The organism is Mucilaginibacter sp. (assembly GCF_964263795.1).
GTDB lineage: Bacteria > Bacteroidota > Bacteroidia > Sphingobacteriales > Sphingobacteriaceae > Mucilaginibacter.
In genome coordinates, this window is record NZ_CAXVWK010000098.1 from 1 (window position 1) to 13,403 (window position 13,403).

The window sequence follows — 13,403 nt, forward strand, 5'->3', positions numbered from 1 at the left end:
ACGGATCTTTAGTGAACAGGTTAGATAAACCGTTAATAGCATTAGTACCGTACAAAGCTGCTGCTGCCCCCGGCGTTATCTCGATGCTGGCAATATCCAGCTCAGTTGGCCCGATAGCGTTACCCAATGGGACGCCCAGCGTTGCCGATTGCATGTCTACCCCATCTGCCAATTGCATAAAGCGAAAATTATTCGGGCTGTTGAAACCGCGCGTGTTAGGAACTTTTAAAGTAATGCTGGTGGTGGTCATTTGTACACCTTTTACGTTTTCAAGCGCGTCATAAAAACTGGGGCCGGGCGATTGTTTGAGGGCATTGATACTTAGCTTCTCAATAGCAACCGGCGACTTCAACAGCTTCTCTTCCCGGCGGGATGCAGTTACTACTACTTCGTTAATTAAAAGCGATTGCGAAGTAAGCTGCACGTTTACGGCGCTATTTGCATTTCTGATGTAAAACTCTTGTGGCTGAAAACCTATAGCGCTAAATACCAGCGTGAAGGGTAATCTGGCACTGGTGGTTAACGCAAATTTTCCTGTGCTATCTGTAGCAGTGCTATTGGTTGTACCTTTTATGGTGACAGTTGTACCTGTTAGCGGTAAGCCGTGCTCATCATTTACTTTGCCGCTTAGTATATAACTGCCGTTGAGTTGTGCAAAACTAAAAGCTGGAAGCAGCACCAAGAAAAGCACAATGAGCTTTAATGAATTAGTTATAATTTTCATTGAATAAGGTTGAAAGAAACTTAGAAATTATTGAACTGGTTGCGGTATAGATCAGCAACAACAGCAGCATGCAGTTAGGCGCTGCATGTTTGATATCTTTTGTGGATGTGAAGAAAGAACTAAATAATACATTGTCTATAGACTAAGTATACAAAAGTATCAATTCTTAGATATCATCCAAAAAAATTCTTATTATTTTGACAATAATATTCGAAAGTCACTAGGTTGTGCAATAAAATAGTAATATTTGACTACTAAGTTAATATACTTTAATGGCCTTTAACTACCGGCGTATCATTGTCAAAATTGGTTCTAACGTTATAACACAAGCCAATGGCCTGCCTGATCTGCAGCGTTTGGAAAAACTGGTAGATCAGATTGCCGCCATCAAAAAATCCGGTACGGAGGTTATCCTGGTATCGTCTGGCGCGGTAGCCTCAGGCCGGAGTTTGATAACCGTTAGCGATAAAAATGATTCGGTTGCCACACGCCAGTTACTGGCTTCTATCGGCCAGGTAAAATTGATCAATACCTACTCGCATTTGTTTGAGCAGTTTTCGATACTATGCTCCCAAGTATTGGTTACCAAAGAAGATTTTCGGGACAGGCTACATTACCTAAACATGAAAAACTGTTTAGAGATATTACTTCAGCACCAGGTAGTACCGGTGATCAATGAAAATGATGTAGTATCGGTTACCGAACTGATGTTCACTGACAACGACGAACTTGCCGGGCTCATCGCTTCTATGTTAAACGCTCAGGCTTTAATTATACTGACCAACGTAAATGGCATTTACAACGGCGATACCAAACTGCCTGGTTCGGCAATTATCAAGGAGGTTACAGCAGCCGGCATTGATTTTTCATCGTTCGTTAGCACGGGCCGCTCGCAGTTTGGCCGGGGCGGCATGATAACCAAATCAACCATTGCACAAAAAACAGCTAAGCTGGGCATAGCAGTACATATTGCCAACGGCACTGCCGATAATATTCTACTTGATGTATTGGCTGGCAATGTAACGCATACCCGTTTTGTGCCAAATAAAAAAGCATCGGGTAAAAAGAAATGGATAGCCCATTCAGAAAATGCCGCTACTGGTGCTGTACAAGTAAACGAGGGTGCAAAATTGGTACTTACATCTACTAAAGCTTCCAGTTTACTGCCAGTAGGTGTTGTGGCTATTTTAGCTGAATTTAAAAAGGGTGACATTGTAAAAATAATAGATGAACGCAACAAGCTGATAGGCCTCGGGCTGGCCGAATACAGTTCGGACAAAGCACGCGAGTGGGCCGGCCAAAAGAACCAACGGCCGCTTGTTCATTACGATTACCTTTATTTACAGGGATAAAATGGCTTACAATCAATATTTCGAAAACGCCTTAACAGCGGCACGCGGTAAATCTTTAACAGCAGATACTATAAATAAAGTGCTGCTGGATGTTGCCAACGCTGCTATAATGCAAACCGATTACCTGTTACAGGAAAACGCAAAGGACTTGCAGCGTATGGATCCGGCCGACCCCAAATACGACCGCCTTACCCTGACCCCGGCCCGGATTCAAAGCGTTGCTATCGACATAAAAAATGTATCCGTGCTGCCAAGCCCTTTGGGAGCCGTTTTATCAGACAAGACTTTGCCAAATGGTTTGCAGATAAAAAAGGTTCGTGTTCCGCTTGGCGTTGTAGGGGTGATATATGAGGCGCGGCCAAATGTAACCTTTGATGTTTTTGCACTTTGCTTTAAAACCGGCAATGTGTGCATATTAAAGGGCGGCAGCGATGCCGAATTTTCTAACAGGGCAATTATCAAAATTATTCATGAGGTTTTGGCTGCTCATAGCATTAATCTTAATATGGGCACCCTGCTCCCGGCAGAACGGGATGCTACTGAAGCGCTGTTGAACGCGGTAGGTTATGTAGATGTGTTGATTCCACGCGGCAGCCAGGGATTGATAGACTATGTGCGCAATAACAGTAAAGTGCCTGTTATTGAAACAGGTGCCGGTATTGTACATACTTACTTTGACGAAACCGGCGACCTTAACAAAGCCGTAGCGATTATAGATAACGCCAAAACCCGCCGCGTAAGCGTTTGTAACGCGTTGGATTGCCTGATCATCAATAGCAAACGCCTGGGCGACCTGGTGCACATTGCCGAACCGCTGGCAAAAAAAGAAGTGACTATATTTGCTGATAAGCAAGCGTATGCTGTGTTGGATGGCCACTACCCTTCTAGCCTGTTGCACGAGGCTAAACCGGAGCATTTCGGCACCGAGTTTCTGTCAATGAAGATGTCGGTTAAAACGGTTAATGATTTGGACGAAGCGCTGGGCCACATTGCCGCCAACAGCTCTAAACACAGCGAGGCAATTATCTCGGAGGATGAACTTAATATCGAAAACTTCCTGAACCGGGTAGATGCCGCTGCAGTGTATGTGAACGCATCAACTGCCTTTACCGATGGTGCACAATTTGGCTTAGGTGCCGAAATAGGTATTAGCACCCAAAAACTTCACGCCCGCGGGCCAATGGGATTAGAAGAACTCACCAGCTATAAATGGATAGTTAAAGGTAACGGACAGATTCGCAGTACATAAAACTAAAAGCGCAGGGATACTATCCCTGCGCTTTTGTACTTAAACAGCAATACTATCTATCGCCTTTTGAAGCGCCGTTTCTGAAACACCCGGAAGCTTTAAACCTTCGGCTCGGTAAACGGTAACGTCTGTCATTCCCAAAGCACCAAGAACGGTACGCAGATAGGGCTCAATAAAATCAATTGACTTGTTATCACCTTCAGAATACACCCCGCCCGATGAGATAGCAACATATACCTTCTTTCCCTTTATTAAACCCTGCGGCCCGTTTTCGGAATAGGTAAAAGTTTTATTGGCGCGTACGATGTGATCTATCCACGCTTTTAATGAAGAATGTATAATAAAATTGTACATAGGTGCCCCAATTACGATAACATCCGCATCCATAACCTCGGCAATCGCCTCATCAGAATGTTTTGCAGCTTCAGCCAGTTCTGGTGTATACTGCTCTACCGGGGTAAAAAATGAGGTAAGGTGAGATTCTTCCAGGTGCGGAAAGGGTTTCGCAACCAGATCGCGGGTGATTACCGTACTGCCGGGATTAGCTTGCTGCAATTTTTCGACAATAGCATTACCCAGTTTAATGCTGTAAGATGCCTGGCCCCGCGGGCTTGATATCAGATTTAATATTTTCATTTGCTTTGTTTTTGATTAAGCAAACCTATCTACATTTGGTATTAAAAAGATATTACTATCCCAAAGGATACCAGTATCCTAACGGATAGTTGCTAATTTTGATACCATGGCTGAAACGAAAATTCATGGCTCGCAAGCGTGCAATGCGGCTGTAGGTGCTATCAGGGATGCATTGTATGTGCTTAGCGGTAAATGGAAGCTACCATTGATAGTAGCACTGCGCGACAGCCCTAAACGATTTAATGAACTGCAGCGGACCCTTACCGACATTACCCCAAAAGTTCTGTCGAAAGAGTTGAGGGAACTGGAGCTGAATGAATTTGTTATCCGCAAGGTGTACGATACGGTTCCGGTCACGGTCACCTATGAATTGACCCCATACAGCGCGTCAGTCGACCCTATAATTGACGCGCTGCGCCAATGGGGGGTACAACACCGCGAGCGGATAGTTGAAAGCCGCCGTAAAGAACCTGTTGCCGATAACCATACATCAGTTTGATCGCTGCAGTATTCACCGTCTTCTCATTTTACCCTACCCTGACCCAAGCCCCCCCAAAATCCGCTGTAAACCTGTATCTTTGCGCTCAATATGAGTAAGCACGGGAGAATATTAGTGGCTATGAGCGGCGGGGTTGATAGTTCGGTAGCGGCAGTTATGCTGCACGAGCAGGGCTACGAAGTTATCGGGCTTACTATGAAAACCTGGGACTATGCCGCCAGCGGTGGTAGTTCAAAAGAAACCGGTTGCTGCAGTCTGGATAGTATAAATGATGCACGTGCATTGGCAGTAGGCTATGGCTTTCCGCATTACATATTAGATATCCGTAACGAGTTTGGCGATTTTGTAATAGATAATTTTGTAGACGAATACCTGGCCGGCCGTACCCCTAACCCATGCGTTTTGTGCAATACGCACATTAAGTGGGAGGCTCTTTTAAAACGGGCAGACAAGCTGGATTGTGAATTTATTGCAACCGGACATTACGCCAACATCCGCCTTCAGGACAATGGGCGTTATGTGATATCAAAAGGAAAAGACGAAAACAAAGATCAATCATATGTGCTTTGGGGCGTATCTCAGGAAAACCTTGCGCGTACCAAATTTCCACTGGGTAGCTTTTCAAAGCCCGAGATACGGCAAATGGCTGTAGACATGGGCCAGTTGGAATTAGCTGGAAAAAGCGAAAGTTACGAGATATGCTTTGTGCCCGACAACGATTACCGCGCCTTTTTAAGGCACAAGGTAGAAGACCTGGACGACCGTGTTGGCCCCGGCAATTTTGTGCTTACTGATGGCACCATTGTAGGTAAACACCTTGGCTACCCTTATTACACCATTGGCCAGCGCAAAGGCCTGGGCATTGCACTAGGCAAACCAATGTTTGTGACTAAAATTCAGCCCGAAAACAATACGGTTGTATTAGGCACTATTGAAGAGCTTGAAAAGAAAGAGGCTTGGGTACGTAATCTCAATTTAGTTAAGTACGACAGTATCAGAGAGCCATTGGAAGCGGTGACCAAGATCCGTTATAAAGACGCAGGTACAGAAAGCAAAATCCAGCAAATAGGTGATCATATGAAGGTTTCTTTCGATCATATGGTATCCGGCATAGCGCCGGGGCAGTCAGCCGTATTTTACGAAGGCAGCGACCTGCTGGGCGGCGGTTTTTTGATATAGGTTTAAAATAGTTTGAAAGTAGTTGTTGTTAATTACACCTTTAGCAACTACTTACTTTTAAACTTTTCCGGCATTTTTAAGCCTTCTTAACTTTCCTCCGCTAAAACAATTTGTGTTTCTAAATCATTTTATGTTTTCTTTGCACAAAACAACCCGCTTAAATGGCTAAAAATTTACTCATAGTTGAATCACCGGCGAAAGCCAAGACCATTGAAGGTTACCTTGGTAAGGACTTCACCGTAAGATCAAGTTACGGCCACATCCGCGACCTGATCAAGTCTGAGGATGCGATCGACATCAACAACAACTTCAATCAAAAGTATGAAGTACCTGCCGATAAGAAGCAGGTAGTTAGTGAGTTAAAGAAATTAGCTAAAGAGGCAGATATTGTATGGCTCGCATCCGATGAAGACCGCGAGGGAGAAGCAATATCATGGCACTTATTTGAAACCCTGGGCCTTAAAGAGCCTGATACCCGACGGATAGTTTTCCATGAAATAACCAAGCCGGCTATTATGAGGGCTATCGAAAACCCTCGTAAAATTGATTACAACCTGGTAAATGCACAGCAGGCACGCCGCGTTTTGGACCGTTTGGTAGGTTTTGAACTTTCGCCTGTGTTATGGAAAAAGGTAAAGCCATCCTTGTCTGCAGGCCGTGTGCAATCTGTTGCAGTGAGGTTAATCGTTGACAGGGAGCGCGAAGTAAACAAATTCAAGTCAGAAGCCGCCTTTAAAATAGTCGCTATATTCGGTAAAGCTCGCAATTCCTTCAAGGCTGAATTACCAAACCGTTTTGAGAAGCAGGAAGATGCCGAAAAATTTCTACAGGATTGCATTAAGGCCATTTTCGATATCAAATCGTTAGAGACCCGTCCCGCCAAACGCTCCCCGGCCGCGCCTTTTACTACATCTACCCTTCAGCAGGAAGCAAGTCGTAAACTTGGATATTCTGTTGCACGTACTATGCAGGTTGCGCAAAGACTATATGAGTCGGGTTATATTACTTACATGCGTACCGATTCGGTTAACCTGTCTGATACCGCTTTAGATGCTGCCCAGAAAGAAATCACATCAGCTTATGGCGATAAATACCATCATTTACGAAAATACAAGAACAAACACGCCAGCGCGCAGGAAGCGCACGAAGCCATAAGGCCAACGTATTTCAATAACCATACTATCGACGGGGAATCGAACGAAAAGCGTTTGTATGAGCTGATTTGGAAACGTGCCATCGCATCGCAAATGAGTGAAGCACAGTTTGAGAAAACTGTTGCAAAAATCAGTATATCAACCCGTAATGAGGAGTTGATGGCCAATGGAGAGGTAATGAAATTTGATGGTTTCCTGAAAGTTTACCTGGAGAGCAGCGACGAAGAGGATGATAACCAAACTGCAGATGGTGAAAACGCCATACTGCCGCCTTTAACTAAAGGACAGGTGTTGGACTTACAGGAGATGACAGCTACCGAAAGGTTTAGTCGCCCCCCCGCAAGATACACCGAAGCCAGTTTGGTAAAAAAATTAGAAGAATTGGGTATCGGTCGGCCATCTACTTATGCGCCAACCATATCAACCATCCAAAACCGCGGTTATGTGGTGAAAGAAGAGCGTGAGGGCCGACAGCGTAATTTTAAAGTGATGACGCTGAAAGGCGAAAGCATTGTGAAGGAAGAACGTACAGAGAATACCGGTGCCGAACGAGGAAAGCTGTTCCCTACCGACATTGGCGCCGTTGTTAATGATTTTTTAGTACAGCACTTTAAGGGTATTGTTGATTTTAACTTTACCGCCAGCGTAGAAAAGCAATTTGATGAAATTGCGCAGGGCCTGCAGGATTGGACCAAGATGATCCATAAATTTTATGAACCCTTTCACCAGGACGTAACCAAGACCATAGAAACTGCCGATAAAGCTACGGGCGAACGCGAATTGGGTGTACACCCTGAAAGCGGTAAAAAGATATCAGTACGTATTGGCCGTTATGGCCCGTTTGTACAGGTTGGTGAAAACCCCAGCGACGAAAGCGAAGAAAAGCCGCTTTACGCCAGTTTGCGTACAGGGCAAAGCATCGAAACGATCAGCCTGGAAGAAGCTCTTGAATTATTTAAACTGCCTAAGGTTGTTGGCGAATATGAAGGCAAAACAATGAAGGTTGCCATTGGCCGTTTTGGCCCGTATATTAGCCATAATAGTGCGTTTGTATCGTTACCGAAAGAAATTGATCCGCTTGATGTTACTGAAGCTGAAGCTATTGAATTAATTGAAGCTAAACGTAAAAAAGACGCTGAGAAACTGATCAAAGCCTTTGCCGAAGACGAAACCGTAAAAGTTTTAAACGGCCGGTGGGGACCATATATTGAATTTGGAAAATTAAACGTTAAAATACCAAAGGACAAGGATCCGCAAACCCTAACGTTTGAGGAATGTAAGGCGCTTGCGGACGCAATGCCTAAAGATATCAAAAAAGGCCGCTTTGGGAAAGCCGCACCTGCTGCTAAACCTGCCGCCAAAAAAGCCCCTGCCAAGAAAAAGGCGGTGGCCAAAAAGAAGTAAGTTACCGGTTGATTGAGCGAACGGAGAAAAGTTAATATAATCATCCGCTGATCTTAATCAACCATTCATTAATACAAATGATAAAAGATCTTCCCTCAAACGTTGTAAAAGATATAGCTATTGCCGTTGCTTTAGAGAGTGAAAATATTGAAAGCAAGGTTTGGTATGTTTACCTCATTAATCTTAAGAACGCGCCGTTAGAAAATGTATTGATCACATCAAAAGGCTATGGCGAAAAAGATGGCGAACAGGTTAAAACATCTACGTTGCGACATGCCTTCCCTTTAGTGGATGCCAACAGCTACAAACTTATCGAACCGATAGACGAGCAAACTTTTGGTCTCAATAATGAGTATTGGCTGAGTTACTACATTGGCCGCGAGATCTTCGACAAAAAGTTTATATTCCTGCCGGAAAGTATTGTAGATGACAACTTTATCAAACTACCGATTATCAACAAACCGGGAGTTATGATCCGCTAATGTCCAGGCCATGCATAAGATGCATGCTTTCCTTCAAATTTTTATAAAGCTTTTGATAAATGGCAAACACCCTGTTGTAAACCTGGTAGTTAACTGCATCGGGCATAATAATAGATAGGCTTTCGCCACCTTTGTCAGTTACCTTTTGTACGTTTTCGCCAAATGCCTGTAGCCCCAGATAAATTGCGCCGATGGCCGATGCATCTTCTGCCTGCTGCAAAACCAGGAGCTTGCCGGTAATATCCGCAAGCATTTGCACCCAAACCTGCGAAGAGACAAATCCGCCGCTTATTACAATTTGCTCAATAGGTTGAGATGATTGCTCCACTGCGCACAATACGTCATTTAAAGCGTAACAAATACCTTCTAAAGCGGCCCTTAAAAAGTGCTGCCTTTGATGTTTAAAACTGATATTTAAAAATGCGGCGGAACTTTTAGCATCCCAAACGGGGGCGCGCTCGGCATATAGGTATGGTAAAAATATCAGCCCATCGCTTCCGGCTGGTGCAGTGGCTATTTCGCTGAACACTTGCCTGTAAATATCGTCGTTAACTTGAGGGTACTTTAAAAACTCTTTTATCACCCAGTCCAGCGCTGCCCCGCCATTGTTGACCGCCCCGCCGCAAATAAAAATCTGCTCATCGAGTATATAATTAAAGGTCATGGCCCCGTAATTATAAACAGGCCTGGTGCTGCCGGTACGAACCGCGCCGCTGGTACCTATTGTAAGCGCAGCAGTGCCGGGCGTTACCGCGTTACCGCCAAGGTTGGCGCAACAGCCGTCACTGGCACCAATAACAAAAGCGGTTTCATTCGTTATCATCGGCAACGTATCATTGCGGGCAGTTAGGTACCTGTAGTATTTAGTGCTTACCGGGGTAGATAGTTTGTCGGTTGTTATCCCTGCCAAACTCAACGAAGGGGCATACCACTCCCGGTTTAAGATATCCAGCATACCCGTTGCAGATGCAATGGAATGATCTACCTCAAATACGCCAAACAATTTAAACCATATAAATTCTTTTATTGATATAAATTTGTGTGCTCTTGCTAATAAGTCCGGCTCATTATCACGCAACCAGATAAGCTTACAAAGCGGCGACATGGCATAAATAGCCGTACCTGTGTGCCGATAAATATCCTCACCCTGGGCAGAACTTCGGATAGCTTGCGCAATTTCCCCACTTCGGGAATCGGCCCATAATAGTGCATTTGCAAGAGGCTCCCCGGCATCGTTCACAGGCATAATGCTGTGCATAGCAGCGCTAAAGCCTATAAATGATGGCGCGCATCCTAATTTTGCAGTAACCTCATTAACGCATAAAACAAAGGCATCCCATATAAGGCATGGGTTTTGTTCGCTGTAGCCGGGCTGCAAATTTATAGTTGGATAGTAGTGCTGTGCAAGGCAAAGCACAATTCCGTTGGTATCAAGTGCAACAGCTTTTGTACTGCCGGTACCCAAATCTATCCCAACAAAGTATTTTTGCATAACCGGAAACTTAATGACTATTTAATTCGTAAAATTTGATCGAAGATAATTCGAATAGTATTCCACATCATCATTATTTTTTAACATTTAAGGGGCAGCCGGCAGAAATTAAATTCACTTGTGGACAATTTAATCTACTTTTAAATTAAAAACTGCCAATTAATAAATTGGTATATGTAGCTCTCTTATAACTGGATGATGATAAATTCAATCATTAATTACATTAAATATGATACTATTTTTGGATGGTTTCCATTAAAAAGTAGCATATTTATAGCATAAACAACAGTTACAGTATCGGCATGAAAAAAAGGTTACTTATTGTTGATGACGATTTAAGCATATTAAAACTCTTGAATTTTATACTTTCAAAAGAATATGATATCGTTGTTAAAAATAATGGTATAGAAGCATTTGGATGGTTAGAGGACGGCAATATGCCAAAACTGATCATCTCTGATTTACAAATGCCCTATTTTGACGGACAATCCTTCGTGAAAAATGTTAAGATCAGCGGCTTTTATCGTAATATTCCGGTTATATTGCTCTCGGCAGCGCATGATCTGGAAGAGCAGGTAGCTAATATGCCCTTCAAAGTTGAGGCCTATATACACAAGCCGTTTAACCCTACCACATTAAAAACTGCAATTAATCAAGCCTTAGAAGTTTATGATGCAACAGACAGCAACTGATTGGAACGTACACACCGGTTCGCAAATCAGCGTTGCATACGCAGGATTAGAATTGAAGGATTTGATATCCAACGACCTGAATGATAAATTCCGGTTCACGTTTAACGATACGCTTAAAGACCTGGAAGATTATCTGGGCAACCAATCCATCCTTACCATTCCGGATATTATTTTGGTTGAGGTTGATAAAGATGAAAAGTGCTTTGAACTGTTTGACAGGCTGAAGAAGAACTTCCTGATGAACGGTTTGATCATTGTAATGATATCTACCCGTAAAGACAAGAGGCTGGTTGAGAAGGCTATGCAAATGAGGCTGCATGATTTTTATACCTACCCTTTCTCTACCGTCGACCTGAAGGAGCGCCTTAACTTTTTAGTTAAGTTTAAGCTGATAAGGCCCAAATTGCTGGAGCTATCTAAAGAAGTAGATATTACCTATAAAATGCCGGTTGGCAAACGCTTTTTAGATCTTTTTATATCGTCGGTAATGCTTATCTGTTTGTCGCCGGTAATGCTCATTGTAGCTATCCTCATCAAGTTTGATTCTAAAGGGCCGGTGTTTTATAAAAGCAAACGTGTAGGTACAGGCTATAAAGTGTTCGATTTTTATAAATTCAGATCAATGCGTACCGACGCCGACCAATTGCTTGCACAGATGGCAGTTACCAACAATCAATATGCTGCCGAAGAAACTGGGACAACGAAATCGGCCTTTGTAAAAATTAAAAACGACCCAAGAGTTACAAAACTTGGAAACTTTTTAAGGAATTCGAGCTTAGATGAATTACCGCAGCTGTTCAACATCCTCAGAGGCGATATGTCGGTAGTTGGCAACAGGCCGTTACCTGTTTACGAAGCAGAGATGCTAACGTCTAATGAATGGTCAATGCGCTTTTTGGGCCCGGCCGGGTTAACCGGTTTATGGCAGATAAGCAAACGTGGTAAGGAAGACATGTCTGAACGTGAACGCAAAAAACTGGATAATTTTTACGCCCAGAAGTACTCGTTTTGGCTAGATCTTAAGATCATTGTCGGCACGGTGCCTGCGCTGTTTCAAAAAGAGAAAGTTTAATAACAAGAATGAACACTACTTTACGATTAATTGGAATTACCCTACTTAGCTTTATATTTACTACACAGCTACACGCACAAGCTACCTCTTTTATTCCAGATGTAGATTATCCTTACATGGAAAAGCTTATCGCAACTGCAAAAAAGAACTATCCGGAAATGAAGGTGCGCCAAAGCCAGGTAAACTTTGCAAAAACCAACTGGAACGGTACCAAAGCATCGTGGCTTGACGTATTTACCGCATCGTATATTTACCAGCCAAAAAACTCACAAAACCTGTTGCAGCCAACTATTTTCAATGGCTACCAGTTAAGCATATCGGTAAACATTGGGCAGATTATCACAAAGCCGTTTAATATCCGTGCTGCTAAAGAGACCTATAAAATTGCAACCTATCAGCAGGCAGAATACCTGCTAAGTATCGAGGCGCAGGTAAAACGTTTATATTTTGCTTACCTTGCCGGCAAGGCAGAAGTACGTTTGCGCTCTGGCGCTTCACTTGATGCCGAATCGGCAGTAAAGCAGTTAAAATATACGTTTCAAAAAAACGAAACTACATTCCAGGTATATAACGAGGCTTTAACAAATCTGTATAATCAAAATGGTTTCCAGGTCCAGGCCGAATTATCGATGTTGACCGCCAAGGCCAACCTCGAAGAAATTTTAGGTGCAAAATTAGAAGACGTTAAATAAGAATGGAGTTAGGGAATTTTTTAAAAGTTTTATGGAAACATAAAAATCTGCTGATTATCATTCCGGTGGTTACTGTTATCGTCTCTTATTTTCTGGTTAAAAACCTTGCTGACAAATATGTATCGAGCGCACAGATCGCTACCGGTATAGTTGATGAATCGAGCCATTTACTTGACCTTGATCCTACCGGTATGGCGCAGGACCAGCAGCTGAACCACAAATTCAGTAACCTGATCGAGATCATGAAGTTGCGTAAGCTCATCAATAATGTATCTTACAAGTTGATGATCCACGACCTAACGGATCCGGCACCTTTCAGGGCGCAAAGTAAACTGGTAGCCACCCTGGGTGATGGTGCACGCAAGCACGCCGTACAAGTACTAACACAAAAAGCCAAACTTCGTGAGCCTTTATCGTTTTATAATAAGGATGAAAATGGCATTAACGACCTTTTACGCTCAATGAAGTATGACGAGCGTAACATTCGCGAAGACCTGACGATTGCGCGTGATGAGGACAGCGATTTTATAACTGTAAGTTTTGAATCTGAAAATGCGCAGCTGTCTGCCTTTATTGTAAACATCCTGAGCGCGGATTTTATCGATTACTATACCAATACGATCAAGAAAAATGAGAATGATGCTGTAATCTATCTTTCCAGGTTGGTTGATCAGAAACGGGACACCCTGAACGCAAAGACCGAGGGCTTAAGAAAATACAAGATCAGGAACGGTATCCTAAATCTGGAAGATCAGTCGAAATCTATATTTGACAAA

13 protein-coding genes are annotated in these 13,403 nt (G+C 43.3%); 10 read left to right on the forward strand and 3 right to left on the reverse strand.

The window, feature by feature from the left end; all coding sequences use genetic code 11:
• Positions 1–724 (reverse strand): carboxypeptidase-like regulatory domain-containing protein (locus ACE5CV_RS15960; protein WP_374951190.1); only part of this gene is annotated, 724 nt, incomplete at its 3' end.
• 272 nt (positions 725–996) lie between these two features.
• Here ACE5CV_RS15960 and proB point away from each other — a divergent pair.
• Together proB and ACE5CV_RS15970 are read left to right on the forward strand one after the other, a co-directional pair.
• The gene (gene proB / locus ACE5CV_RS15965; RefSeq protein WP_374951191.1) at positions 997–2,076 is read left to right on the forward strand and encodes a glutamate 5-kinase; all 1,080 of its coding nucleotides are present in this window, start codon (positions 997–999) and stop codon (positions 2,074–2,076) included.
• A 1-nt stretch (position 2,077) separates the two neighbouring features.
• Positions 2,078–3,325, forward strand: coding sequence for a glutamate-5-semialdehyde dehydrogenase (locus ACE5CV_RS15970; RefSeq protein WP_374951192.1), 1,248 nt, complete (start codon positions 2,078–2,080; stop codon positions 3,323–3,325).
• Between the two features lie 39 nt (positions 3,326–3,364).
• Here ACE5CV_RS15970 and ACE5CV_RS15975 read toward each other — a convergent pair whose 3' ends face one another.
• Positions 3,365–3,961, reverse strand: a complete 597-nt coding sequence (locus ACE5CV_RS15975) for an FMN-dependent NADH-azoreductase (RefSeq protein WP_374951193.1) — start codon at positions 3,959–3,961, stop codon at positions 3,365–3,367.
• A gap of 106 nt (positions 3,962–4,067) precedes the next feature.
• Here ACE5CV_RS15975 and ACE5CV_RS15980 point away from each other — a divergent pair, with 106 nt between their 5' ends.
• The 4 genes from ACE5CV_RS15980 to ACE5CV_RS15995 all read left to right on the forward strand — a co-directional run bounded on the left by ACE5CV_RS15980 (position 4,068) and on the right by ACE5CV_RS15995 (position 8,679).
• Entirely contained in the window at positions 4,068–4,460 is a 393-nt protein-coding gene (locus ACE5CV_RS15980) for a winged helix-turn-helix transcriptional regulator (RefSeq protein WP_374951194.1), read from the forward strand.
• A 90-nt stretch (positions 4,461–4,550) separates the two neighbouring features.
• A complete protein-coding gene (gene mnmA / locus ACE5CV_RS15985) occupies positions 4,551–5,639 on the forward strand; it encodes a tRNA 2-thiouridine(34) synthase MnmA (RefSeq protein WP_374951195.1) in 1,089 nt (362 codons plus the stop codon).
• A 161-nt stretch (positions 5,640–5,800) separates the two neighbouring features.
• Positions 5,801–8,197, forward strand: a complete 2,397-nt coding sequence (topA, locus tag ACE5CV_RS15990) for a type I DNA topoisomerase (RefSeq protein ID WP_374951196.1) — start codon at positions 5,801–5,803, stop codon at positions 8,195–8,197.
• A gap of 77 nt (positions 8,198–8,274) precedes the next feature.
• Positions 8,275–8,679, forward strand: a complete 405-nt coding sequence (locus ACE5CV_RS15995; protein WP_374951197.1) for a hypothetical protein — start codon at positions 8,275–8,277, stop codon at positions 8,677–8,679.
• Here ACE5CV_RS15995 and ACE5CV_RS16000 read toward each other — a convergent pair.
• Entirely contained in the window at positions 8,666–10,171 is a 1,506-nt protein-coding gene (locus ACE5CV_RS16000) for a gluconokinase (RefSeq protein WP_374951198.1), read from the reverse strand. The two genes, ACE5CV_RS15995 and ACE5CV_RS16000, sit on opposite strands and share 14 nt — an antisense overlap.
• A gap of 302 nt (positions 10,172–10,473) precedes the next feature.
• On the opposite strand from ACE5CV_RS16000, the gene ACE5CV_RS16005 reads away from it, so the two are divergent.
• From ACE5CV_RS16005 to ACE5CV_RS16020, 4 genes are all read left to right on the forward strand, one after another.
• Positions 10,474–10,863 (forward strand): two-component system response regulator, encoded by a 390-nt coding sequence (locus ACE5CV_RS16005; protein ID WP_374951199.1) that lies wholly within the window; start codon positions 10,474–10,476, stop codon positions 10,861–10,863.
• Complete coding sequence (locus ACE5CV_RS16010; protein ID WP_374951200.1) at positions 10,841–11,935, forward strand: sugar transferase; 1,095 nt, start codon at positions 10,841–10,843, stop codon at positions 11,933–11,935. Before ACE5CV_RS16005 ends, ACE5CV_RS16010 begins: the two co-directional genes overlap by 23 nt.
• An 8-nt stretch (positions 11,936–11,943) precedes the next feature.
• Positions 11,944–12,627 carry a TolC family protein gene (locus ACE5CV_RS16015; RefSeq protein WP_374951201.1) on the forward strand — a complete coding sequence of 228 codons (684 nt, stop codon included), beginning with the start codon at positions 11,944–11,946 and terminating at the stop codon, positions 12,625–12,627.
• A 2-nt stretch (positions 12,628–12,629) separates the two neighbouring features.
• On the forward strand, positions 12,630–13,403 hold a 774-nt coding region (locus tag ACE5CV_RS16020; RefSeq protein WP_374951202.1), incomplete at its 3' end, for a Wzz/FepE/Etk N-terminal domain-containing protein.